The organism is Streptomyces sp. NPDC096079 (assembly GCF_040303145.1).
Classification (GTDB): domain Bacteria; phylum Actinomycetota; class Actinomycetes; order Streptomycetales; family Streptomycetaceae; genus Streptomyces.
Genome location: NZ_JBEOST010000010.1, coordinates 23,048 through 45,614 on the forward strand (window position 1 = coordinate 23,048; position 22,567 = coordinate 45,614).

Consider the following 22,567-nt stretch of genomic DNA (forward strand, 5'->3'; position numbering starts at 1 on the left):
CTCGGCGAGTCCCCCGACGCCCGGGCGCTCGCCGCGTACGACGCCGCTGCTGGTCACGCCGACCGCAGCCCCTGACCCGCGTGTCAGGGTCGGCTCCGGGGCGGACAGGGGAAGTCCCCGACGTCCGGCGCCCCAGGGACGCCCTAGCCTTGAGGCATGATCGTCCATGCTCAGAACCATGTACGGGTCGCCCGCCCCTCACGGGATCTCGCCGCCGCCGAGCGGTTCTACGTCGACGGGCTGGGCCTTGAGGTCCAGTGGCGGAGCACCGACCCGGCTCCCGGGGAGCACGAGCTGCTCATGGTCGGCCCCGCGGGCGGCGGTTGGCACTTCGAGCTGACCCGTGATCCGCGGCAGCCGCTGGAGCCCACCCCGACCGTCGACGACCTGTTCGTGGTCTACCTCGGCGCCCCCGTCGAGGAGGAGCAGGTGGAGCGGCTCCTCGTCGCCGGCGGGACCCGGGTGCCCGCGCACAACCCGTACTGGGACGAGTGGGGCGTCACCGTCGCCGACCCGGACGGGTACCGGCTCGTGCTGTGCTCCCGGTCCTGGAGCATATGAGGTGCGGGGTGTCCGGCCGGACCGGCCGGACACCCCGCCGGACCGGCCCCTAGGCCGTGTCCGGACACGGCCTAGGCCTGGCGTACGGCGCGGAGCACCACGAACTTCGCGTCGCTCGCGACGAGTTCGCTGTTGCCGAAGATCCGGCGGAGCGTCACGTGGTAGCCGAGGTGCCGGTTGCCGATGACCCACAGTTCGCCGCCGGGGCGCAGCGCGCGCCGGGCGTCGCTGAACATCCGGCGGGCGGTGCGGTCGGTGGTGGCCTGGTGGCTGTGGAACGGCGGGTTGTTGAGGACGAGGTCCACCGAGCCGGGAGCCAGGTCGGCGAGCCCGTCGCCGACGAGGAACTCGGCCTTGCGGTCCGCGCCCAGGTGGGTCCGGAAGTTCTCCTCGGCGGAGGCGACGGCCGGGTACGACTCGTCGGTGAAGACCAGTTCCGCCTCGGGCTCGTGGAGGGCGATGGCCAGGCCGACGACGCCGTTGCCGCAGCCGAGGTCGGCGACCCGGGCGCGGCCGAGGCCGCCGGGCAGGTTCGCGAGGAAGAAGCGGGTGCCGATGTCGAGGCGGTCGGCGCAGAAGACGCCGGCGTGGTTGGTGACGGTCAGTCCGGGGAGGCCGGGCGCGGGGGTGTCCTGAGGGAGCGCGTACCGGTGGGGCCACGGGTTCGGCCGGGGCGCGAGGGCCGGGTCGGGCGTGGTGTGGATGAGCCGGGCCTTCTTCACCGCGAGGGAGGTGCGGGTGGGGCCGAGGATCCGCTCGAAGAGCTTGAGCGTGGAGGTGTGGATCTCCTTGACCATGCCCGTGCCGACGACGACGGTGTCCTCGTGCACGGCGGGTGCGAGCCGGTGCAGCTGGTCCTCCAGGAGCGCGAGGCTCTTGGGGACGCGGACGAGGAGCACGTCGATCCGCTCGGGCGGCGGGTCCTGGGTGGTGAGGAGCCGGACGGCGTCCGGGGCCGCGCCGGCGCGGGCGAGGTTGGCCCGGGTGGCCTGCCCGCCGAGGTAGGAGTCGGTGATCTGGACGAGTTCGCGGGGGCCCGCGGCCTGCAGCGCCGTGACGAGGGCTCCCCAGCGGTCGCCGAGGACGGCGACGGTGCCGGACAGGTCCGTGCCGCTCTCGGCGAGGTGTCCGAGGAGGTACTCGTCGGACGCGTCCCAGGCGCGCAGCTGGTCGCGCGGGTCCTCGGGGAAGCGGGTCAGCGTGAAGGCGCCCCATGACGTGCTCAAACGGTTCATCGTGGTCTCAGGCTAGCCGGTCCGGGGCCGGGTTCCCCACCTTCGCGCGCCCCGGTGGGCCGTCAGTGCGGGGCGGTGGCGAGGTGGAGGTGCCAGAGGCCGGGGCGGCCGGTGAGGGTGACCGTGGAGAGGGGGCGGACGTCGACGCTCCAGTACGTGGCGGGTGGCGCCTTGAGGGCGTACACGAGGGCGGCCCGTACGACGGAGGGTTCGGCGACGGCGACGATGGAGCCGTCCTCGGCGGGACGGGTGTCGAGCCAGTTCCCTACCCGGGTGATGAAGGCGAGGAGCGGTTCGCCGCCGTGCGGGGCCGTGCGGGCGTCGGTGAGCCAGGCGTCGACGGCGGCCGGTTCGAGGGCGGCGACCTCGGCGAGGGTGAGTCCGCGCCAGCGGCCCATGTCGCAGTCGCGGAGCGCGGGCTGGGCGAGCGGCGCGTAGCCGAGGGCGGTGCCGGTGGCGCGGCTGCGCGGGGTCGGGGAGCAGTAGCGCAGTTCGGCCGCGCCGAGCGGGATGAGCGCGGGCGCGGCCTGCTGCACCTCGTACCAGCCGGCCTCGTCCAGCGGCCGGTCGTCGTCGAAGCGTTCGGCGAGCAGGGAGGAGCTGCGTGCCGCCGTGACGAGCGTCACCCGAAGACTCATGGCCGCGATCGTGAGGCCGGTGACTCCGCTGGTCAAGGGGTCGCGTGACGGGGTCTGCGGGGGTGTGGCCCGCGGGTGCCCGAGAGCCGTCCACTTGTCCGGATTCCGCCGTGGCGAGAAACCCACCTTCTCGCGTCCGCCGTGCCCGTCGGCGGGGCCGAGATCTCGTCCCGGGCATGTGCCGTCGGCCAGGGACGCGGCCCGCGGCCGGGTCAGCCGGTGAGCTCGTCCACCGCCGTCCGCAGGCGGCGCACGCCCTCGACGATCTCCGTGGCGCCCGCGACACCCGCGAAACTCAGCCGGATGTGGCCGGCGGGGGGTTCGGCGCAGAAGTACGGGCGGCCGGGGGCGGCGGTGACCCCGGCGCGCAGGCCCGCGGCGAGGAGGGAGGCCTCGGGGAGGGTGTCGGGGAGTCGCAGCCAGAGCTGGTAGCCGCCGGACGGGATGTGCGGCAGGGCGAGCTCGGGGAGGTGGTGGGCGAGGGCGCCGGTCATGACCTCCCGGCGGTTCCTGAGCTCCTGCGAGACGGCGCGGAGGTGGCGCGGCCAGGCCGGGGAGCCGACGAGTTCGAGCGCGGCCTCCTGGAGGGGCCGGGGGACGAAGAAGCTGTCGACGACCTGGATGGCCCGCAGCCGCTCCAGGACGGGCCCGCGGGCGGCGAGGACACCGACGCGCAGGCTCGCCGAGGTGATCTTGGTGAGGGAGCGGACGTGGACGACGACGCCGTCGGGGTCGTCGGCGGCGAGCGGCGCGGGAAGCGGTCCGGCGTCCTCGTGGACGAGGCGGCGGGCGAAGTCGTCCTCGACGACGAAGGCCCCGGCGGCACGGGCGATGCGGACGACCTCGCGGCCGCGTTCGGGTCGCAGCACGGTCCCGGTCGGGTTCTGGAAGAGCGGCTGGCAGACGAAGACGCGAGCGCCGGTGGCGCGGAAGGCGGCTTCGAGGAGTTCGGGGCGGACCCCGTCGGCGTCGGTCGGCACGGGGACGGGGCGGAGTCCGGCGGCACGGGCGACCGCGAGCATGCCGGGGTAGGTGGGGGATTCGACGAGGACGGGGGTGCCGGGCGGGGCGAGGGCGCGCAGCGCGGTGCTGATGGCGGACTGGCCGCCCGCGGTGATCAGTATCTCGGCGGCGGTGACGCTGCCGCCGATCTCGCGGGCGAACCACGCGCGCAGTTCGGGCAGGCCGTCGGTGGGCGGCCGGCCCCAGGCGCCCGGGCGGCGGCCGGCCCGGGCGAGGGCGGCGGCGAGGGCGCTCTCGGGCTGGAGGGAGGGGTGGAGGTAGCCGCCGTTGAACTCGATCACGCCGGGCGGGGGCGCGGAGAGGCTGACGAGGACTCCGGAGGCGTCGACGGCCCGGGGGACGAGTTCGGTGGCGCTGTCGGCGCTGAGGGCGACCTCCTGCCAGGAGGTGTCGCCGGCGACCGGGGTGGGGGTGCGCGGTTCGGCGCGGAAGGCGCCGGCGCCGGGCCGGGTGACGACGAGCCCTTCGGCGGCGAGCTGGGCGAGGGCCCGGGTGACGGTGACCGGGGAGACGTGGAAGCGCTCGACGAGCGCCCGACTCGATGGCAGTTTTCCACCGGGAGAGTAGCGGTCCAGTTCCGCTCGCAGGGATTTCGCCAATTCCGCGACACTGCTACGCTCATGCATGAGAACACAGGATAGCGCTACTGCCTCCACCACGATAGCGGTCACCGCTACCGGATCCCCGCGGATGGGAGCCCCGCGCACCGGGTCCTCCCCGGCCCCCGCCTCCGGAACCGCGACGGCGGTCGGCGCCACCTCCGGGGCCCGCGCCACCGCCGACCCCCGGACCCGGGGCACGCTCCTCGCCGGGCTCGGCGTGATCTCCTTCTCCCTCACCTTCCCCTCGACCGTCTGGGGCCTGGAGAGCTTCGGGCCCTGGTCGCTGGTGGCCGTGCGCTCCACCCTCGCCGCGCTGATCGCCGGCGCCTTCCTCCTCGCCGGCCGGGTGCCGCTGCCCGAGCGCCGCCACTGGGCGGGGCTGGCGGTCGTCGCCTGCGGTGTCGTCATCGGCTTCCCGCTCCTGACCACGCTGGCCCTGCAGACCTCCACGACCTCGCACGCCGCCGTGGTCGTGGGCCTGCTGCCGCTCACCACGGCGACCATCGCCGCCGTGCGGACCGGCCGCCGCCCGTCCCGTACCTTCTGGATCGCCGCCGTCTCGGGCGCCGTCGTGGTGCTGGGCTTCACGCTCCAGCAGAGCGGCGGCTCGTTCTCCACGGGCGACCTGTACCTGTTCGGGGCGCTCCTGGTGTGCGCGGCCGGGTACACCGAGGGCGGCCGGCTCGCCGCGCTCATGCCGGGCTGGCAGGTCGTCGGCTGGGCCCTGGTCCTCTGCCTGCCGCTGATGGTGGCCGGTTCCGCCGTCGCCCTGTCGTTCGAGCCCGTCCACCTGAACGTCCACGGCGTCGTCGGCCTCGTGTGGGTCGCCGCCGGCTCCACCTTCTTCGGCCTGTACGTCTGGTACCGCGGGATGGCCTCCATCGGCATCCCCAAGGCCAGCCAGCTCCAGCTCGCCCAGCCGCTGCTCACCCTCTTCTGGTCGGTCTTCCTCCTCGGCGAGACCCTCCCGGTGGCCGCCGCGGTCGCCGCCGTCGCGGTCCTGGTGTGCATCGCGGTGACCCAGCGGGCGAAGAGCTGACGCGACGGATCCGGGCGGAACGGGTCACAATGGCAGACAGAGACCCTGCGCAGTACAGGCCAGGAGAAGCCCGGTCGCGAGGAGGTCAGCCCGATGCAGGCGAGCGTGGGCGACAAGCTGCTGGTACACGGCCGGACCGTCGGTCACCACGACCGTACGGCCGAGGTCCTTCAGGTACTGGGGGAGAACGGCACTCCCCCGTACCGCGTGAAGTTCGACGACGACGGCCACGAGGCCCTGATGTCGCCGGGCCCCGACACCGTCGTACGCCATCACCCGCAGGCGGGGGCCGGCTGAGCCCCTACCTCGGCGGACGGACCCTGGTCGGGTAGTGATCGGCCACGACGGTGGTCATCGCCCCGATCGGGTCCGCGGCGACCTCCTTGGCGGAGAAGAAGCAGTGACCGCCGACGGAGGCGTACGTGCGGGCCAGGTCCAGGTGGCGGGAGAGTTCCCCCGGGTCCTGCCAGGCCGCGGGCTGGGCGGGATCGCCCGCCTTGTAGAGGGCCTCTCCGACGTAGAGGGCGACACCGGTGTCCCGGACCACGGCGTCCCACCAGGGCAGCAGCCTGGCGTAGTCGGCGGCCGGCAGCCCGATGTTCCAGTAGAGCTGCGGGACCACGTAGTCGATCCAGCCCTCCCGGACCCAGGTCCGGGTGTCGGCGTACAGGTCGTCGTACGTCTGGACGCCGGCGCGGGTGTCCGAGCCCTCCGGATCGGTGGCGACGTTCCGCCAGACGCCGAACGGGCTGATGCCGAAGGCCGTGCGCCTGCCCGTCTCCTTGATCCTGGCGGACATCTCCGAGACGAGCAGATCGATGTTGTTCCGCCGCCAGGACGCCTTGTCGGGGAAGCCGCCGCCGTGGCGGGCGTAGGCCTCGTCGTCGGCGAAGACCTGCCCGGCCACCGGATACGGGTAGAAGTAGTCGTCCCAGTGCACGGCGTCGATGTCGTACCGGCGCACCGCGTCCAGCATCGCGTCCTGGACGAAGCTCCGGACCTCGGGCAGCCCGGGGTCGTAGTAGAGCCTGCCGCCGTACGGCAGGACCCACTCCGGGTGGCGCCGGGCCGGATGACCGTCGACGAGCCGGCTCGGGTCGGTGTGGTTCGCCACGCGGTACGGGTTGCACCAGGCCTGCAGCTCCAGACCCCGCGCGTGGGCCTCGTCGACGGCCGTGCCCAGCGGGTCCCAGCCGGGGTCCCGGCCCTGCGTGCCCGTCAGGTACTCGGCCCACGGCTCGTACGGCGAGGGCCACAGCGCGTCTGCGGTCGGCCTGACCTGGAGGACCACCGTGTTGAGCCGCCGCTCGACGGCCGTGTCCAGGTGCCGCAGGAGCTCGGCGCGCTGCTGCTCGGCGGTGAGGCCGGCACGGGAGGGCCAGTCGCGGTTGGCGACCGTCGCGAGCCACATGCCCCGGAACTCCCGTCCGCGGTGCGGCCTCGGCCCCGCGTCTGCCGGCCGGGCGGCTGCGGAAGCCGAGACCCCCGCCGCTGTCGTTCCCGTCACGGCCAGCGCCGCCCCGCCTGCGCCGGCGACGAACCCTCTTCTGCCGATTGGCCGCACTTGTACCCCTCCGCTGTCGGATACGTCACACCCACCCGGAGAGCATGCCCGCCCTGGACGATCGATCATCGGTTAATGAGCGGTAACGTCGTGGGGGTAGAGGCGGACGCACCCGGAATCACACGGGCTCCCGCCGCCGGAGAAGAGCGAAAGGCACGAGGTGACGGACTCCATGGCCGACATTGAGCGCGTCGGAGTGGTGGGCTGCGGCCAGATGGGCGCGGGCATCGCAGAGGTGTGTGCCCGGAGCGGGCTCGAGGTGAAGGTCGCCGAGACCACCGGCGAGGCGCTGGAGATCGGCCGCACGCGGCTCTACAACTCGCTGAACAAGGCCGCCGAACGCGGCAAGATCAGCGAGGAGGAGCGGGACGCGACGCTCGCCCGTCTCAGCTTCACCACCGACCTGGGCGAGTTCGCCGACCGCGACCTCGTCATCGAGGCGGTCGTCGAGAACGAGCAGGTCAAGACCGAGATCTTCCAGGTCCTCGACCAGGTGATGACCCGGCCGGACGCCATCCTGGCCTCGAACACCTCCTCCATCCCGCTGGTGAAGCTGGCCGTGGCGACCTCCCGCCCCGACCAGGTCATCGGCATCCACTTCTTCAACCCGGCCCCGGTGCAGAAGCTCGTCGAGCTGATCCCGGCCCTCACCACCTCCGAGGGCACGATCAGCCGGGCGCAGGCCTTCGCGGAGAAGATGCTCGGCAAGCACGCGATCCGCGCCCAGGACCGCTCCGGCTTCGTGGTCAACGCGCTGCTCGTGCCGTACCTCCTCTCGGCGATCCGGATGTTCGAGTCGGGCATCGCGAGCCGCGAGGACATCGACAACGGCATGGAGTTCGGCTGCGCCCACCCGATGGGCCCGCTGAAGCTCTCCGACCTGATCGGCCTGGACACGATCGCGTCGATCGCCGACTCGATGTACTCCGAGTTCAAGGAGCCGCTGTACGCCGCTCCCCCGCTGCTCCAGCGCATGGTGGACGCGGGCCGGCTGGGCCGGAAGACGGGCTCGGGCTTCTACCCGTACGCCTGAGGACCCGCCCCCCAGACCCGGAGTCCGGCGTCCGACCCCTGACGCCGCGCTCCGGCCGGACGGCCCGTACACCCGCACAGGTACGGGCCGTCCGGCACAGGTGTCCCCGCCGTCTCAGCCGAGGCGCAGATGGTGGAGCATCAGCAGCCCGGCGGCCATGTTGGCCGCCGGGATCTCGCCCCGGCCGATCATGTCGGGGATCTGCTTCAGCGGGACCCACGCCCTGCGCGAGGACTCGAAGGCGTCCTCGGGCGGTCCGGTGTACGTGGCCCGGTCCGCCCAGTAGAGGTGGTGGCGGGCGTCGGTGAGACCGTTCGACGGCTCCACGGTGAGGAGATGGCGCAGCGGCCCCGGCCGCCAGCCGGTCTCCTCCTCCATCTCGCGGGCGGCGGCGGCCTCGATGTCCTCGCCGTCCTCGACGACGCCGGCGGCGAGCTCCCAGCCCCAGCTGTCGGTGATGAAGCGGTGGCGCCAGAGCATCAGGACTTCGTCGGCCTCGTTGACGGCCGTCGCGACGGCGACCGGGCGGAGCCGGATCAGATAGTGGTCGAGGTGGCGGCCGTCGGGGAGTTCGACGTCCGCGAGGTTCACCCGGAACCAGCGGTTCTCATAGACGGAGCGTTCACTCAGTTTCGTCCACTGCACGTTCTTGCCACCTTCCGATCGGTCGGTGCTTGTTTGGTGGCAATATCGCAGCAGTTGACGCCTCACAGGGGAACGCGCAGCGCCCCGTCGATGAGAGCGGCCGCCTCCCGGGCGTCCACGGCGCCGCTCGCCAGGAGACCCTCCCGCACCTGCGTCAGCCGGTCCCGCAGCCGCCGCGACTCCATCCCCCGCGCCCGCTCCGTCATCTCCACCGCCGTGCGCGCCGCCCGGTCGGCCTCCCCCTGCCGCAGCTCGATCTGGCACAGCATGGCGAGCCGGTGCACCCGGCCCCGGTCGTGCGAGGGCATCCCGACCGCCGCCGCGGCATGCTCATGGGCCGCCGCGAGATCACCCAGACCGAGGAGGGCCTCGGCGACCTGGACGTTGACGAAGCCCGGCTGGACGTACCCCGTCTCGACCGGCTCCTCCCCCGGACTGATCCGCCCCGCTGCCGCCTCGGCCCGCCGGATGCAGGCCAACGCCGCCGCCCCGTCCCCCAGATGCGCGTACGCCTTCGCCTGCATCGCCGTCAGATCGGCGGCGAGCGCCGGGGTGATCTGCCGCCCCGCCGCCCGCAGCGCCGCCTCCGCGAACGCCACGGCCTGCCGGTACTCCCCCATGAACAGCGACTGGTTGACGAGCAGCGCGATCACGTACGCGCCGAGGCCCCGGTCCCCGCTCGCCTTCGCCAACCGCAGCGCCTGGTGGAAGTAGCGCTGGGCGAGGCCGTGCGCGTCCGCGTCGTACGCGCAGATCCCGGCCACCGCGACGAGCCCGCCGGTGGCCCGGTGCAGCCGCCGCCCCAGCGCGTCGCCGTACGTGCCCCGCAGCAGCGGCGCGGTCTCGGTGGTGAGGAAGCCGACGATCCGCGCACGGGTCGCGATCCCGCCGGCCCTGCGGTACATCTGCTCGTAGTGCGACCGGGCCGCGCTCAGGACGCTGATGTCCGCGGCCGAGACCGTCGTCCGGCCCGTACGGGAGACGTCCGCGTCCTCCGGCGGGTTCTCCCACTCCCAGACCGGCATCACCGCCGGGGTGCCCGTCACGGCCGGGGCGGCGACGATGTGCGGCCGCTGCTGCTCGTCGGAGCGCCACAGGGCCGCCGCCCGCTCGACGAAACCGGACAGCGGCGATCCGTCGCCCGGCGGCGGTCCGCCCGGCACCCCGAGACCGATGTCGTCCAGCGTCACCTGCCGGTGCAGCCGGGCGGCGAGCACCTCGCAGATCAGGTCCGGCACCTGGCCGCGCGGCCGCTGGCCCTTCAACCAGCGGGCCACGGCGGTGTGTTCGTACCGCAGGGCGAGGCCCCTGGCCCGGCCCGCCCGGTTCACACGGGCGGCCAGACCGGCGTTCGAGACGCCCGCCTCGTCGAGCAGGGCGTCGAGCAGGGTGTTGGGCTGCATGGCCGCTCCGGTGGCTCGCTTGGCCGCTCCGCGCGCTGGGTGAACTCAGCGTAGCGGTGGCCGAATTCGTATGGGTCGAAGCGAACGGAAGCCGCCCGTACCGGTGATTTCGCACGGGGTGTGAACGAAGTACCCGTTCTCCCGGTCCGCGTACTCTGTCACGCCCGCCCCGGCCCCGGTTGACTGTGCTTCTCGCCGCAAGGCGACGACCGGGCCGCCGGCTCCCCCTCGTACAGTGCGGCCGCCCGGTCCGCGCCGTCCGCCCCGCTGATCTGCCCGACACTCCGTGGCGGGGCGGGCGGCGCCGGTCCCGGACCCCCTCCGCTCAGCAGTGCGTGGAGGGGGCCGGCCGGGGGCGGCGCAGCCCGGGTTCGGCGGGCTGCGCCGGCACCCGGACACGGTCGTTGCGCACGACGAGCAGCGCGATGTCGTCGGCGAGCCGGCCGCCCGTGTGACGCAGCAGCGCCGCCTGGACCCGGCGTACCAGGGCGGCGGGCGCCTCGCCGGGCACCCCCGCCAGGGCGGCGTCGAGCGCGAAGAACCGGCCACGGTGGTCACGGGCCTCCTCCGCGCCGTCGGTGTACAGCACCAGCGTCTCGCCGGGCAGCAGCCGGGCCGCCGCGTACGGCACGAGGCCGACGGGCAGCGGCAGCACCCCGAGCGGGGGCAGCGGGTCCCCCACCGGGAGCCGCTCCACCCGCTGTCCGAGGCGGTACGGGCCGGGGTGGCCGCAGTTGAGGACGGCGAGGCGCCCGTCGGCGCGGACCTCCACGAGGAGCAGGGTGACGAACTCCTCCGCCGCGGGATGCTCGGGCTCCGCGTCCGCCCGCGCCGGATGCTCGTCGCGCGCCCGCTCCCGCAGGTGCCGCTCCAGGGCCCGCTCCAGCCGGCGCAGCACACCGCCGAGTTCGGGCTCGTCGTGAGCGGCCTCGCGGAAGCTCCCGAGCACCGCGACCACCGCGCCGAGCGCGGCGAGCCCATGGCCCCGGATGTCCCCGATGACGATCCGCACCCCGTAGGGGGTCGCCACCGCCTCGTACAGGTCGCCGCCGACGACGGCGCCCCGCGAGGCGGACAGCTGCCCGGCGGCCAGCGCGAGGCCGTCGAGACGGGCCGGCGGCGGGCGCAGCAGGACCCGCTGCGTGGCGGCCGCGACGGCCCGGGCCCGCGCCAGTTCCCTGACGAGCCCGTGGCGGAGGCCCAGCACCAGGCCGATGCCGACGGTGAGGAAGACGACGCTGGTGGCGATCCGCATGGGCAGCCCCGGCTGCCGCGCCAGCGGGCAGCCGAACTTCCACGCCACGGCCACGGCGCCCCACGCGGTGGGAAGTGCGAGCGGGGCCAGCCGGCGGAGCCGGGAGCCATCGACGGGCAACGACCTGGTACGGAGCATGCACGGCCCTTCCCGAGCCCCGACAGCGCCCGAAGGCCCTGCGGCACACAGGTCCGCCCCTGCGGCCGCGTCGATTCTGCCGACCTGACGGACCACCACGGAACAGCCCCCGGCGATCTCACCCGAAGGAGTGAGTGCCTCCTCCCCGCCGCCCTCCGCCAGGGCTGCGCCACGCGCACGCGTGGACCGGGCCCGAGCGGGTGTGCGGGCTTCGGGCGGGCGCGGTCGTCAGACGGGCGTCGCCTCGCGTTCCCGCGCGGCGGCGCGGGTGCCGCGGTGCTTCACCAGGTGGTTCACGACGTACTCCGCGTCCCGGCCCGCGCCGCCGACGAGCATCGAGGCGAAGGCGTACTGGAAGGACAGGCCGGCGAAGTAGAGCCCGGGCGAGGAGGCGACCACGCCACGGCGCTCCAGCGGCCAGCCGTCCTCGTCCGTGACGGGCAGGTCGATCCAGGAGAAGTCCTGGCGGAAGCCCGTGCACCAGACGACGTTGGCGACGTCGAGGACCCGTCCGCCGTCGAGGACGGGCAGCCCGTCGCGGAGGCCGACGGTCCGTTCCGGCACGAGCTCCACCCCGGCGCCGGTCAGGTCGGCCCGCTTGACCCGGATCAGCGGCCCGCCGTGCGCCCTGACCTCCGGGCGCATTCTGCGGCCGATCGGCGTCCTCAGGTTCAGCACGTGCTGGGCCAGGAACCACAGGACCGGGAAGATCGCGTGCGCCGGCCGCCCCTCGATGTCGAAGGGGATCTCGCCGTGGATCGTCCCGCTCAGCACCGTCGGGTGGCCGGCCTTTCCGGCCTCGTACGCGATGTCCCCGCCGGAGTGCGAGGCACCGACGACCAGCACACCGCCCGGCCGCAGCTGCCCGGGGTTCTTGTAGGAGCTGGAGTGCAGCTGGGTGATGCGCGGGTCGAGTCCGGAGGCGAAGCCGGGGACGTGGGGGGTCCTGCCGAAGGTGCCGGACGCGACGACGACGTGGTCGCAGTCGTAGGTCGTGGTGCCCGTCTCGACGGCGTACCCGCCGTCCGTCCCGGTGAGGCGGACGACGCGCTCGCCGGTGCGGACGGGCAGGGCGAAGGTCTCGGCGTACGTCTGGAGGAAGTCGGCCATCTCGTCCTTGGTGGGGAAGGACATCGGCGGTGCCGGAAAGCGCATCCCGGGCAGGGAGGCGACCTTGGCCGGGCTGTACAGCCGCAGCGAGTCCCAGTGGCGGCGCCAGTTGTCGCCGACGCGCGCACCGCCGTCGAGGACGAGGCACGGCCGGTCGCGGCGGGCGAGGTGGTAGGCGGTGGCGAGCCCGGCCTGGCCTGCGCCGATGACCACCGTCTCGATGCGTTCCCTGTGGTCGGTGGGGTTCATCGCGGCCTCCTCGTCCGTTCCTGAACACGACGGTAGGGACGCGTCGGGGCTGCCCGCTTCGGGCGAACGCCCCAATCACGCGGTACGGCGGCGATGGGTCATTCTGCCCATCGCCGGCCGACCAGGTCGTGCTCGTACGCGTACGCGGTGGCCGCCGCGCGGGAGGAGAGGCCCAGCTTCCCGAAGATGTTGCTGAGATGCCGGGCCACGGTCTTCTCGCTCAGCACCAGATCGGCGGCGATCGCGTGATTGGTCCGACCGGTGGCGACCAGCCGCAGGACCTCGATCTCACGGGGGCTGAGACCGGTGTCGGCCCCCGGCGCGACGCCGGCGAGCGAATCGAGGCGGGCGAGGTCGGGCACCGCGCCGAGCTCCCTGAACGCCTTGCGCGCCGCGGCCAGTTCGAGGTGGGCGGTGCCCGCGTCACCGAGCCGCCGCCGGGCGAGCCCCACGAGCACCCGGGTGCGGGCCCGGTCGTACGGGGCCTCGATCTCGCCCCAGATCCCGTCGGCCACGAGGAGGGCGTCCAGGGCCTCGCCCACCTCGCCCTCCGCCAGGAGCACGGCGCCGCGGACATGGGCGGCGACGGCCCGGAGCAGGGGCGCGTCGAGCTCGTCGGCCGTGCCCGTCAGCTCGTCGGCGGCCTCCCGGGCGGCCGGCACGTCGCCGGCGGCCAGCATGATCTCCGCGTACGGAGCGAGCAGCCGCGCCCGGCGCAGCCGGTCCGGCGTCTCCTCCAGGGCGCTCCTGATCGCCGCAGCCGCCGCCCCGACCCGGCCCTGGGCCAGCCACATCAGCGCCAGGCCGGGCTGCACGCGGTGCCCGCACTCGCCGGCCTGCCGGAACGCTTCCTCGGACCGGTCGAAGGCACCGCGGACCCGGTGCAGATCCGCCTCCTGGTACAGCGCCATGCCGAGGACGCCCCGGCCCGGCGTCGCGGCGAGCCGCTCGCGGGCCCGGCGCGCCTCGTCCAGGGCGTCCGGCCACGCGCCGTGCGTCTGCAGGACATGGGAACGGTGGATCAGGCACGAGCCCCGGTAGGGCACGAGATCGGGCTGGGCAGCGCACCAGTGGGAGAGCGCCGCCGTCCATTCCTGGGCACGCCGCAGGTCGAAGAGCTCCTCGCAGGCCTCGATGACGCTGCAGTACACGAGGCCCGTCACGAGCGGCGACAGCCGGCCGGAGCTGACCTCGACCATGGCCTCGTCGAGCAGGGCCGTGCCGGCGGCGGTCTCGCCCGCGTAGACCAGCGCCCGGCCCTGGCCGTGCCGGGCCAGCGTCACGAGGTCCTCGTCGCCGAAGCGGTCGCCGATCGCGGCGGCCTCGCCGAACAGGGCGTGGGCGGCGCGTGGGTCCTTGTGGACGAGCCGCAGGCCCTGCGGGAACAGCACGTAGCCGCGCTCCACGCAGTCGAGCCGGCCGTCGTCGAGGAGCCGCCGGGCCCGGGCGAGCCAGCCCCCGCCCCGGGCCGTCTCGCCCCGCAGCAGCAGCGGCATCGCCGTCCAGAAGGCGCAGCGCACGGCGTGTGCGGTCTCCCCGAGGCCCAGATACGCGTGGTGGGCGCGCTCGGTCGCCGCGCCGCTCTCCGCGTCACGTCCCACCAGGTAGGCGGCGGTCGCGAGGCGGACGAGGTCGTCGGGGCCCAGCGGCTCCGCCCGATCGGCGCCGGAGAGCACGGCGAAGGCGTCCCGCCCCCGTTCCACTTCCGCGGCCACGTCCATGAAGGCTCCCACCACCATTGGACCGCATGACCCGGGGCTTGTCAGGCCGGGCGGGTACGGCGGAGGGCCGCCCCGGGGTTCCCCGGGACGGCCCTCCTGGTGGTGCGTGCCGCGGCGGTCAGGCGCCGCGCAGGGTGGCGCCCGTGCGCTCCGTGGCCAGGGCGACCGCGGCGTCGCGGGCCGCGGTGGCCTCGTCGACGGTCAGCGTGCGGTCCGCGGCGCGGAACCGCAGCGCGTACGCCAGGGACTTGCTGCCCTCGCCCAGCTGGTCGCCCGTGTAGACGTCGAACAGCCGGATGGACTCGAGCAGTTCGCCCGCGCCCTCGACGAGGGCGGCCTCGACCTCGGCGGCCGGGACGCCGGAGGCGACGACCAGGGCGACGTCCTGGGTGGCGACCGGGAAGGAGGAGATCCGGGGGGCCTTCAGGGGGCCCTCGTTCGCCTTCTCCAGGAGGTCCAGGTCGATCTCCATCGCGCAGGCGCGGGCCGGGAGGCCGAACGCCTTCACCACGCGCGGGTGGAGCTCGCCGGCGTGGCCGACGAGGACCTTCTCGCCGTCCACCTCGACGTGGAACGCGGCGCAGCGGCCCGGGTGCCAGGGCGCGTGCTGGTCGGCGCTGATGATCAGCTCGACCCCGGCCTCGGCGGCCACGGTCCGGCCGGCCTCGATCGCGTCCGCCCAGTCGGACGGACGGCCCTTGCCCCACCAGCCGGCCTGCTCGCGCGCACCGGCGAGGACGACGGCGGCGCGACGCGGCTGCGCGGGCAGCGCGGCGTTGACGCGGGCGATCTCCTCGTCGGAGGGGCGGCCGTCGACGCCCAGACGGACGGCGACGCCCGGCTGGCCCTCGGTGGGCCGGAAGACCAGACCGGTCTCGAAGAGCGCCAGGTCGTGGCTGCCGCGGCTGTCGTTGCGACGGAGCGCGCCGAGCAGGCCCGGGAGCAGCGTCGTACGGAGCGCGGGCTCCTCGTCGGAGAGCGGGTTGACCAGCGTGACGAGGCTGCGGCGGGCGTCGTCGGCGTCGAGACCGAGCTGGTCGAGCGCCTGCGCGCCGATGAACGGGTAGTTCAGGGCCTCGACGTAGCCGGCGCCGGCCAGGGCGCGGCCCACCCGGCGGTGGACGCGCTGGCGCTGGGTGAGCCCGCGGCCGGCCGGGGGCTTCGGCAGCGTGGAGGGCAGGTTCTCGTAGCCCTCCAGGCGGATGACCTCTTCGGCCAGGTCGTTCGGCACGTAGAGGTCGGGGCGCCACGACGGGACCGTGACGACGAGCTCGTCCTGGCCGTAGACGTCGCAGCCGACCTCCTGGAGGCGGCGGACGACGATCTCGCGGCCGTACTCCACGCCCGCCACCTTGTCGGGGTGGTTCGCCGGCATGGTGATCGTGTGCGGCGCGGAGGGGGCGGCGATCTCGGTGACGCCGGCCTCGGCGGTGCCGCCCGCGAGCAGCACGAGCAGGTCGACCGTGCGCTGCGCCGCCGCGGCGGCGGCCTGCGGGTCGACACCGCGCTCGAAGCGCTTGGACGCCTCGGAGGACAGCTTGTGCCGGCGCGCCGTGCGGGCGATCGAGATCGCGTCGAAGTGCGCGGCCTCGATGACGACCTCGGTGGTGCCGGTGACGATGCCGGTCTCCGGGTCGGTGATCGGGTCGGCGATCTCGGTGTTGGCGCCGCCCATGACACCGGCGAGGCCGATCGGCCCGCGGTTGTCGGTGATGACCAGGTCGCCGGAGTCGAGGACGCGGGCGGTGCCGTCGAGCGTGGTGAACTTCTCGCCGGCGGCGGCCCGGCGGACGCCGATGGGGCCGTCGATCCGGCTGCGGTCGTAGGCGTGCAGCGGCTGGCCGAGCTCGATCATCACGTAGTTGGTGATGTCGACGGCGAGCGAGATCGGGCGCATGCCGACCTTCTGCAGGCGGCGCTGCAGCCAGATCGGGCTGCGGGCCTCGGGGTCGAGGCCGACGACGGTGCGGGCGGTGAAGCGGTCGCAGCCGATCGGGTCGGCGATCTGGACCGGGTAGCCGTACGAGTTCGGCGCGGGCACGTCGAGGAGCGCCGGGTCGCGCAGCGGCAGGCCGTAGGCGGTGGCGGTCTCGCGGGCGACACCGCGCATCGAGAGGCAGTAGCCGCGGTCCGGGGTGACGGCGATGTCGAGGACCTCGTCGAACAGCTCCAGGAGGACCGTGGCGTCGGTGCCGACCTCGTGCTCCGGCGGCAGCACGATGATGCCGTGCGTGCCGTCGTCGCCCATGCCGAGCTCGTCGCCGGAGCAGATCATGCCCCGGGAGACGCGGCCGTACGTCGTGCGCTCGGCGATCCGGAAGTCTCCGGGGAGTACGGCGCCGGGCAGGGCCACGACGACCTTGTCGCCCTCGGCGAAGTTCCGGGCGCCGCAGATGATCTCCTGGGGCTCGCCGGTGCCGTTGGCCTGGCCGACGTCGACGGTGCAGAAGCGGATCGGCTTCTTGAACTCCGTCAGCTCCTCGATGGTGAGGACCTTGCCGACCGCCAGCGGGCCGGTCAGCCCGGCGCCGAGCCGCTCGACGGTCTCGACCTCGAGGCCTGCCGAAATGAGCTTGGCCTGGACGTCGCGGCCGGTCTCCGTCGCCGGCAGGTCGACGTACTCCCGCAGCCAAGAAAGCGGGACCCGCATCAGATCTCCATCCCGAACGGCCGGGTGAACCGGACGTCACCCTCGACCATGTCTCGCATGTCTTCCACGTTGTGGCGGAACATCAGCATCCGCTCGATGCCGAACCCGAAGGCGAATCCGCTGTACTTCTCGGGGTCCACACCACAGGCGGTCAGCACCTTGGGGTTGACCATGCCGCAGCCGCCGAGCTCGATCCAGCCCTCGCTGCCGCAGGTGCGGCAGGGACGGTCCGGGTTGCCGACGGACTCGCCGCGGCAGACGTAGCAGAGCATGTCCATCTCGGCGGACGGCTCGGTGAACGGGAAGAAGTTCGGCCGGAGCCGGGTCTTCATGTCCGGACCGAAGAGCGCCTGGACCATGTGGTCGAGGGTGCCCTTGAGGTCGGCCATGGTCAGGCCCTCGTCGACGGCGAGCAGCTCGATCTGGTGGAAGACCGGGGTGTGCGTCGCGTCGAGCTCGTCGGTGCGGTAGACGCGGCCGGGGCACACGACGTAGACCGGGGGCTCCCGGTCGATGAGGGTGCGGGCCTGGACCGGCGAGGTGTGCGTACGGAGCACGACGCCGGACTCGTCGCCCGTGGTGCCCTCAGGGCCCTGGACGAAGAAGGTGTCCTGCATCTGGCGCGCCGGGTGGTCCGGGACGAAGTTGAGGGCGTCGAAGTTGAACCACTCCGCCTCGACCTCGGGGCCTTCCGCGATCTCGTACCCCATGGACACGAAGACGTCGGAGACGCGCTCCATGAGCGTGGTCAGCGGGTGCCGGGCACCGGCCGGGACGCGGTCGTACGGCAGGGTGACGTCGACGGCCTCCTCGACGAGGACGCGGGCGTCACGCTCGGCCTCCAGCTCGACCTGGCGGGCGGCGAGCGCCTTGGAGACGATGCCGCGGGCCTGGCCCACGAGCTTTCCGGCGGCGGCCTTGGCCTGCGGCGGCAGGGCGCCGATCTCCCGGTTGGCGAGCGCCAGCGGCGAGGTGCCGCCGGTGTGCGCCGTCTTCGCGTGCGCGAGCGCGTCGAGGTCGCCCGCGGCGGCGAAGGCGGCGAGCGCCTCGTCCCGCATGCGCTCGATCTCTTCCGGTTTCAGTGCCTCGACCTCAACCGGGTCGTACGACTTATTGGGTGCGGACATCTCTTCCCGTGCTTCCGTTGGCTGGCTGGGCGGCCCCGCTCGACGTCAAGGGCGCAAACGTGCCAAAGGACGAGTCTAACGGGGCGCGGGGACGCGAATGAGCCCGTGGGCGGCCCGGGCGGCTCCTGATCTCGTACGGTCTCGACTGCTGAGACGTCAGAGGAGGTGGGCCGGGGTGCCGACGGGCAGGATAAATCGGAACTCGGCCCCGCCACGGGGGCCGCGTCCGACGGTGATGGTGCCGCCGTGGGCCTCGACGACGCCCTTGACGATGTAGAGGCCGAGACCGGTGCCGCCGCGTTTGCTGCCCCGCCAGAAGCGGGTGAAGACGCGGCTCATCGACGCCTCGGGGATGCCGGGTCCCTCGTCGCTCACGGTGACCTCCGTCCCCTCTTCTCCGTCGTCGCCCAGCGTGGTGGGTGCCACCTCGATGGTGACGGTTCCGTCGCCGTGGCGCACGGCATTTTCGAGGAGGTTCCCGAGGATCTGGTCGATCTTGTCGGGATCGGCCCAGAGCGCGGGAAGCTGGGGCCTGATCCGTACGAAGAAGCGGTCCGGGGACTGCCCGCCGGTGGTGTGCACCTGGATGTGCCGGCCGACGGCGGCGGCGATGTCGACGGGCTGGCGGCGCACTTCGAGGCGGCCGGAGTCGATCCGGGAGATGTCGAGGAGCTCGGCGATGAGCCGCTTGATGCGGCCCGCGTCGGCGTCGACCGTCTCCAGCATGAGCCGCTTCTGCTCGTCGTTGAACCGCTCCCACTTGTCGAGGAGGGTGGCGGTGAAGCCCTTCACCGAGGTGAGCGGGGAGCGCAGTTCATGGGCGACGGTGGCGATCAGCTCGGCGTGGCTGCGCTCGGTGCGGCGGCGCGCCTCGGTGCCGCGCAGGGAGACCACGACCCGGCGGACGGGCCCCGTGGGGTGCTCGCGGACGTACCGGGCGGAGACGAGGACCTCGCGGCCGCCGGGGAGCAGCAGGTTCCGCTCGGGTTGTCCGCGCCGGGTGGAGAGGCCGTCGTACGGGTCGGTCAGCGCCCACCAGCGGCGTCCCTTGAGGTCCTCCAGCGGCAGCGCCTGGTCGAGGGGGAGGCCGAGGGCCCGCTCGGCGGGGACGGCGGTGATGCGGGCGGCGGCGGCGTTGAAGCAGACGACGCGGCCGGTCTCGTCGGCGATGACGAGTCCGTCGGGCAGGTCGTCGGGGCCGACGCCGGCGAACTCGGCGGGTGGCGCCGGGGCCGGCGCTTCCGGGGCGTGCGGCGCGGCGCTCCGTGCCTCCGCGGGACTGTCCGTGCCGACCGTCATCCCCGTCCCCACCCTCCGTGGCGCGCAGTGGGCCCCCGAGTGCGTCACTCTACTGGGCGGGGGCGGCGGAATGGACCCCTCGGGCTGAGGTTGTGGACCTCTCAGGCCGAGGTCGTGGACCTCTCAGGCGGAGGCGCGGGGGCGCTGGGCGCGGGCCGAGGCGTAGAGGCAGACCGCGGCGGCGGTGGCGAGGTTGAGGGACTCGGCCTTGCCGTGGATGGGGACGCGGACGACGGCGTCGGCGAGCGCCCGGGTCTCCTCGGGCAGGCCCCAGGCCTCGTTGCCGAAGATCCAGGCGGTGGGGCCGCCCATGGTGCCGGCGTCGAGCTCGTCGTCGAGGTCGTCCTGACCTGCCCCGTCGGCGGCGAGGATCCGTACGCCCGCGCTCTTCAGTCCGGCGACGGCCTGCTCGACGGGGACGCCGACGGCCACCGGCAGGTGGAAGAGGGAGCCGACGGAGGCGCGGACGGACTTGGGGTTGTAGAGGTCGACGGAGGCGTCGGTGAGGACGACGGCATCGGCGCCGGCCGCGTCGGCGCAGCGCAGGACGGTGCCGGCGTTCCCGGGGTCGCGGACGTGCGCGAGGACGGCGACCAGCTTCGGCCGGGCGGCGATGATCTCCTCGAACGGCGAGTCGAGGAAGCGGCAGACGCCGACGAGGCCCTGCGGGGTGACCGTCTGGGAGACCTCGGCGAGGACGGTGTCGGGGGCGAAGTGGACGCGGGCGCCGGCGGCGCGGGCGGCGTCGACGATGGCGGTGTAGCGCTCGGCGGCCTCGACGGTGGTGAAGAGCTCGACGAGGGTGGGCTCTCCGCCGGGGCCGCGGTGCTCGACGGCCTCGCGGACGGCCTGCGGGCCCTCGGCGATGAAGAGGCGGTCCTTGCCCCGGAAGTTGCGCTTGGCGAGCCGTCGGGCGGCGACGACGCGCGGGGAACGCGGGGAGATCAGCTCGGGGGTGGACATGTGCCTGCGGCTCTCTGACTCGTCGGGTACGGCGGCCTGGTCCGAGGCGAACGCTCGGACAGGCCCGGGGCGGTCAACGCGCCGGACCCGCAGGCGCGAGGCCTGCGGGTCCGGGCAGAAGTACTGCGGCCTGGAAGATCAGGCGGCGGCCTTCGGGGCGTTGACGTCGGCCGGGAGGGCCTTCTGCGCGACCTCGACCAGCGCGGCGAACGCGTTGATGTCGTTGACGGCCAGCTCGGCGAGGATCTTGCGGTCCACCTCGATGTTGGCGGCCTTCAGACCCTGGATGAGGCGGTTGTACGTCATGCCGTTCTGGCGGGCAGCGGCGTTGATGCGCTGGATCCACAGCTGACGGAAGTCGCCCTTGCGCTTCTTGCGGTCGTTGTAGTTGTAGACCAGCGAGTGGGTGACCTGCTCCTTGGCCTTGCGGTACAGGCGCGAACGCTGACCGCGGTAGCCGGAGGCCGCCTCGAGGATCGCCCGGCGCTTCTTGTGGGCGTTGACTGCCCGCTTGACGCGTGCCACTTCTTAACTCCTTGTAGCGGGGTCGCGGTGGTCCTCACACGACCCGAAAAACGGATGGGTCCCGGTCTGTGCCGGATGCCCTCGTCGCCGAGGGCGGGAGATCAACTCAGATGCCCAGCATCTTCTTGATCTTGGCGGCGTCACCCGGGGCCATCTCGGCGTTGCCGGTGAGGCGACGCGTCAGCTTGGACGACTTGTGCTCGAGCAGGTGGCGCTTACCGGCGCGCTCGCGCAGGATCTTGCCGGAGCCGGTGACCTTGAAGCGCTTCTTGGCACCGGAGTGCGTCTTGTTCTTCGGCATAGCGCCGTTCTCTCCTCGTCAGTGGCGCTCCCCCCGGTGCGGGCACCGGTCAGCCGGGAGCGTCATTCTTCGATTGGGTGGAACCGTGCGGAATCCGGGGGCTGCCGCGGGGCAGCCCCCTCGGATCACGCCTCGGCGTTCTCGGCCGGGGTCTCGGTCGAGGGCTCGGCGGCGGCCTCGGGCGAACCGCCCTGGCGCTCCGCCTTGCGCGCGGCCTGGGCCTCGCGCGCCTCGGCCATGGCCTCGGTCTTCTTCTTGTGCGGACCGAGAACCATGATCATGTTCCGGCCGTCCTGCTTCGGGTTGGACTCGATGAACCCAAGCTCCTGGACGTCCTCGGCGAGGCGCTGCAGAAGTCGGTAACCGAGCTCCGGGCGGGACTGCTCACGACCACGGAACATGATCGTGATCTTGACCTTGTCGCCCTGCTTGAGGAACCGGACGACGTGACCCTTCTTGGTGTCATAGTCGTGCGGGTCGATCTTCGGCCGGAGCTTCATCTCCTTGATGACCGTGTGCGCCTGGTTCTTGCGCGCCTCACGGGCCTTCATGGCCGACTCGTACTTGAACTTCCCGTAGTCCATGAGCTTGCACACGGGCGGGCGGGCGTTCGCCGCGACCTCGACCAGGTCGAGGTCGTACTCCTGAGCGAGCTCCAGGGCCTTGGCAAGGGGGACGATGCCCACCTGCTCGCCGCTGGGGCCGACAAGACGCACCTCGGGAACGCGAATCCGCTCGTTGATGCGGGGCTCGGCGCTGATGGATCCTCCTCGGTAGCACCACGCGACCGCCTTGGCGGACGGACACGTCACGTGAAACAGTTGAGACCAACCGGGCCGGCACATGAAAAATGCCCCGGACGGTACACAGGCGGGGCTCCACGGAAAACCGGAGCACCACCACGGTGAACCGCGGGGCGCACATCGGGCGGCTCCATCGTCCGTACGGAACGATGGGCGCCACCTGACCGGTGACCCGCCACCCGCGAGGGTGGTCAGGTGGGAGTACGGAGCCTCCACTTGTGGGCCGGACACAGAGATGTCCGGCCGGTCGTTACACAAGGTTAGCAGGACCCGGCGGTCGGCGCGAACCGTACGTCCGCTTATCGTGTGGGCATGAGCGAGACGCCCCAGAACGAGTCCACGGACTCCCCCGACTTCGAAAGCATGACCCGCGACATCGCGGAGGTACCGGCGGTCGAGGTGATCGTCACCGTCGCCGTCAACCTGATGAGCGCCGCCGCCGTGAAGCTCGGGCTCACCGAGGAGGGCGAGAAGCACAAGGACCTCGACGAGGCGCGCAAGCTGATCCACGCGCTCGCGGGCCTCCTGGACGCCGGCGCGACGGAGGTCTCCTCCTTCCACGCGGCTCCCCTGCGGGACGGCCTGAAGTCCCTCCAGCTCGCCTTCCGCGAGGCCTCCCTGATCCCGGACGAGCCGGGTCAGGGTCCTGGCGAGAAGTACACCGGTCCCGTGTACGGCTAGAA

The 22,567-nt window shown here is 73.2% G+C and carries 21 protein-coding genes; 5 read left to right on the plus strand and 16 right to left on the minus strand.

What is annotated here, in order from left to right; all coding sequences use genetic code 11:
• Nucleotides 1-156 precede the first annotated feature (156 nt).
• Nucleotides 157-561, plus strand: coding sequence for a VOC family protein (locus ABTY59_RS20940; protein WP_352020506.1), 405 nt, complete (start codon nucleotides 157-159; stop codon nucleotides 559-561).
• A 71-nt stretch (nucleotides 562-632) separates the two neighbouring features.
• Here the strand turns inward: ABTY59_RS20940 and ABTY59_RS20945 are convergent, their stop codons facing one another.
• The 3 genes from ABTY59_RS20945 to ABTY59_RS20955 form a co-directional block, all read right to left on the minus strand.
• Entirely contained in the window at nucleotides 633-1,796 is a 1,164-nt protein-coding gene (locus ABTY59_RS20945) for a methyltransferase (protein ID WP_352020507.1), read from the minus strand.
• 62 nt (nucleotides 1,797-1,858) lie between these two features.
• On the minus strand, nucleotides 1,859-2,434 hold the full coding sequence (locus tag ABTY59_RS20950) for a histidine phosphatase family protein (protein WP_352020508.1): 576 nt from the start codon (nucleotides 2,432-2,434) through the stop codon (nucleotides 1,859-1,861).
• Nucleotides 2,435-2,646: 212 nt separating this feature from the next.
• Nucleotides 2,647-4,083, minus strand: coding sequence for an aminotransferase-like domain-containing protein (locus tag ABTY59_RS20955; RefSeq protein WP_352020509.1), 1,437 nt, complete (start codon nucleotides 4,081-4,083; stop codon nucleotides 2,647-2,649).
• On the opposite strand from ABTY59_RS20955, the gene ABTY59_RS20960 reads away from it, so the two are divergent.
• Together ABTY59_RS20960 and ABTY59_RS20965 are read left to right on the plus strand one after the other, a co-directional pair.
• Nucleotides 4,082-5,098, plus strand: a complete 1,017-nt coding sequence (locus tag ABTY59_RS20960; protein WP_352020510.1) for a DMT family transporter — start codon at nucleotides 4,082-4,084, stop codon at nucleotides 5,096-5,098. The genes ABTY59_RS20955 and ABTY59_RS20960 overlap by 2 nt on opposite strands.
• A gap of 93 nt (nucleotides 5,099-5,191) precedes the next feature.
• Nucleotides 5,192-5,395, plus strand: coding sequence for a DUF1918 domain-containing protein (locus ABTY59_RS20965; RefSeq protein ID WP_352020511.1), 204 nt, complete (start codon nucleotides 5,192-5,194; stop codon nucleotides 5,393-5,395).
• Between the two features lie 4 nt (nucleotides 5,396-5,399).
• On the opposite strand, the gene ABTY59_RS20970 is transcribed toward ABTY59_RS20965, so the two are convergent.
• Complete coding sequence (locus ABTY59_RS20970; RefSeq protein ID WP_502995399.1) at nucleotides 5,400-6,731, minus strand: glycoside hydrolase family 10-like protein; 1,332 nt, start codon at nucleotides 6,729-6,731, stop codon at nucleotides 5,400-5,402.
• Nucleotides 6,732-6,834: 103 nt separating this feature from the next.
• On the opposite strand from ABTY59_RS20970, the gene ABTY59_RS20975 reads away from it, so the two are divergent.
• Complete coding sequence (locus tag ABTY59_RS20975) at nucleotides 6,835-7,695, plus strand: 3-hydroxybutyryl-CoA dehydrogenase (protein ID WP_352020512.1); 861 nt, start codon at nucleotides 6,835-6,837, stop codon at nucleotides 7,693-7,695.
• Nucleotides 7,696-7,809: 114 nt separating this feature from the next.
• On the opposite strand, the gene ABTY59_RS20980 is transcribed toward ABTY59_RS20975, so the two are convergent.
• The 12 genes from ABTY59_RS20980 to infC all read right to left on the minus strand — a co-directional run bounded on the left by ABTY59_RS20980 (nucleotide 7,810) and on the right by infC (nucleotide 21,926).
• Nucleotides 7,810-8,340, minus strand: coding sequence for an NUDIX hydrolase (locus ABTY59_RS20980; RefSeq protein WP_352020513.1), 531 nt, complete (start codon nucleotides 8,338-8,340; stop codon nucleotides 7,810-7,812).
• A 62-nt stretch (nucleotides 8,341-8,402) separates the two neighbouring features.
• Nucleotides 8,403-9,743, minus strand: coding sequence for an NsdA family TPR-like regulatory protein (locus ABTY59_RS20985; RefSeq protein ID WP_352020514.1), 1,341 nt, complete (start codon nucleotides 9,741-9,743; stop codon nucleotides 8,403-8,405).
• A 325-nt stretch (nucleotides 9,744-10,068) separates the two neighbouring features.
• Entirely contained in the window at nucleotides 10,069-11,136 is a 1,068-nt protein-coding gene (locus ABTY59_RS20990; protein WP_352020515.1) for a PP2C family protein-serine/threonine phosphatase, read from the minus strand.
• 228 nt (nucleotides 11,137-11,364) lie between these two features.
• A complete protein-coding gene (locus ABTY59_RS20995; RefSeq protein WP_352020516.1) occupies nucleotides 11,365-12,495 on the minus strand; it encodes a flavin-containing monooxygenase in 1,131 nt (376 codons plus the stop codon).
• Between the two features lie 98 nt (nucleotides 12,496-12,593).
• Nucleotides 12,594-14,216: a LuxR C-terminal-related transcriptional regulator gene (locus ABTY59_RS21000; protein ID WP_352020517.1), complete on the minus strand. Its 1,623-nt coding sequence runs from the start codon at nucleotides 14,214-14,216 to the stop codon at nucleotides 12,594-12,596.
• A gap of 118 nt (nucleotides 14,217-14,334) precedes the next feature.
• On the minus strand, nucleotides 14,335-16,866 hold the full coding sequence (pheT, locus tag ABTY59_RS21005) for a phenylalanine--tRNA ligase subunit beta (RefSeq protein WP_352020518.1): 2,532 nt from the start codon (nucleotides 16,864-16,866) through the stop codon (nucleotides 14,335-14,337).
• Nucleotides 16,866-17,993 (minus strand): phenylalanine--tRNA ligase subunit alpha, encoded by a 1,128-nt coding sequence (gene pheS / locus ABTY59_RS21010; protein WP_352020519.1) that lies wholly within the window; start codon nucleotides 17,991-17,993, stop codon nucleotides 16,866-16,868. The genes pheT and pheS overlap by 1 nt, the downstream gene beginning before the upstream one ends.
• Nucleotides 17,994-18,149: 156 nt before the next feature.
• Complete coding sequence (locus tag ABTY59_RS21015; protein ID WP_352020520.1) at nucleotides 18,150-19,292, minus strand: sensor histidine kinase; 1,143 nt, start codon at nucleotides 19,290-19,292, stop codon at nucleotides 18,150-18,152.
• A 123-nt stretch (nucleotides 19,293-19,415) separates the two neighbouring features.
• The gene (locus ABTY59_RS21020; protein ID WP_352020521.1) at nucleotides 19,416-20,255 is read right to left on the minus strand and encodes a TrmH family RNA methyltransferase; all 840 of its coding nucleotides are present in this window, start codon (nucleotides 20,253-20,255) and stop codon (nucleotides 19,416-19,418) included.
• A 138-nt stretch (nucleotides 20,256-20,393) separates the two neighbouring features.
• Nucleotides 20,394-20,780, minus strand: coding sequence for a 50S ribosomal protein L20 (gene rplT / locus ABTY59_RS21025; protein ID WP_017241732.1), 387 nt, complete (start codon nucleotides 20,778-20,780; stop codon nucleotides 20,394-20,396).
• A gap of 106 nt (nucleotides 20,781-20,886) precedes the next feature.
• A complete protein-coding gene (rpmI, locus tag ABTY59_RS21030; RefSeq protein WP_015032399.1) occupies nucleotides 20,887-21,081 on the minus strand; it encodes a 50S ribosomal protein L35 in 195 nt (64 codons plus the stop codon).
• A 125-nt stretch (nucleotides 21,082-21,206) separates the two neighbouring features.
• Complete coding sequence (infC, locus tag ABTY59_RS21035; protein WP_403541407.1) at nucleotides 21,207-21,926, minus strand: translation initiation factor IF-3; 720 nt, start codon at nucleotides 21,924-21,926, stop codon at nucleotides 21,207-21,209.
• 270 nt (nucleotides 21,927-22,196) lie between these two features.
• Between infC and ABTY59_RS21040 the strand changes: the two genes are divergently transcribed.
• Entirely contained in the window at nucleotides 22,197-22,565 is a 369-nt protein-coding gene (locus ABTY59_RS21040) for a DUF1844 domain-containing protein (protein WP_189804492.1), read from the plus strand.
• Nucleotides 22,566-22,567: the final 2 nt, after the last annotated feature.

Coding starts and splice junctions, on each gene's coding strand:
- ABTY59_RS20940 (WP_352020506.1), top strand. CDS start 157: ATGATCGTCCATGCTCAGAACCATGTACGGGTCGCCCGCCCCTCACGG.
- ABTY59_RS20945 (WP_352020507.1), bottom strand. CDS start 1,796: ATGAACCGTTTGAGCACGTCATGGGGCGCCTTCACGCTGACCCGCTTC.
- ABTY59_RS20950 (WP_352020508.1), bottom strand. CDS start 2,434: ATGAGTCTTCGGGTGACGCTCGTCACGGCGGCACGCAGCTCCTCCCTG.
- ABTY59_RS20960 (WP_352020510.1), top strand. CDS start 4,082: ATGAGAACACAGGATAGCGCTACTGCCTCCACCACGATAGCGGTCACC.
- ABTY59_RS20955 (WP_352020509.1), bottom strand. CDS start 4,083: ATGCATGAGCGTAGCAGTGTCGCGGAATTGGCGAAATCCCTGCGAGCG.
- ABTY59_RS20965 (WP_352020511.1), top strand. CDS start 5,192: ATGCAGGCGAGCGTGGGCGACAAGCTGCTGGTACACGGCCGGACCGTC.
- ABTY59_RS20970 (WP_502995399.1), bottom strand. CDS start 6,731: ATGATCGATCGTCCAGGGCGGGCATGCTCTCCGGGTGGGTGTGACGTA.
- ABTY59_RS20975 (WP_352020512.1), top strand. CDS start 6,835: ATGGCCGACATTGAGCGCGTCGGAGTGGTGGGCTGCGGCCAGATGGGC.
- ABTY59_RS20985 (WP_352020514.1), bottom strand. CDS start 9,743: ATGCAGCCCAACACCCTGCTCGACGCCCTGCTCGACGAGGCGGGCGTC.
- ABTY59_RS20990 (WP_352020515.1), bottom strand. CDS start 11,136: ATGCTCCGTACCAGGTCGTTGCCCGTCGATGGCTCCCGGCTCCGCCGG.
- ABTY59_RS20995 (WP_352020516.1), bottom strand. CDS start 12,495: ATGAACCCCACCGACCACAGGGAACGCATCGAGACGGTGGTCATCGGC.
- ABTY59_RS21000 (WP_352020517.1), bottom strand. CDS start 14,216: ATGGACGTGGCCGCGGAAGTGGAACGGGGGCGGGACGCCTTCGCCGTG.
- pheT (WP_352020518.1), bottom strand. CDS start 16,866: ATGCGGGTCCCGCTTTCTTGGCTGCGGGAGTACGTCGACCTGCCGGCG.
- pheS (WP_352020519.1), bottom strand. CDS start 17,993: ATGTCCGCACCCAATAAGTCGTACGACCCGGTTGAGGTCGAGGCACTG.
- ABTY59_RS21015 (WP_352020520.1), bottom strand. CDS start 19,292: ATGACGGTCGGCACGGACAGTCCCGCGGAGGCACGGAGCGCCGCGCCG.
- ABTY59_RS21020 (WP_352020521.1), bottom strand. CDS start 20,255: ATGTCCACCCCCGAGCTGATCTCCCCGCGTTCCCCGCGCGTCGTCGCC.
- rpmI (WP_015032399.1), bottom strand. CDS start 21,081: ATGCCGAAGAACAAGACGCACTCCGGTGCCAAGAAGCGCTTCAAGGTC.
- infC (WP_403541407.1), bottom strand. CDS start 21,926: ATGTGCCGGCCCGGTTGGTCTCAACTGTTTCACGTGACGTGTCCGTCC.
- ABTY59_RS21040 (WP_189804492.1), top strand. CDS start 22,197: ATGAGCGAGACGCCCCAGAACGAGTCCACGGACTCCCCCGACTTCGAA.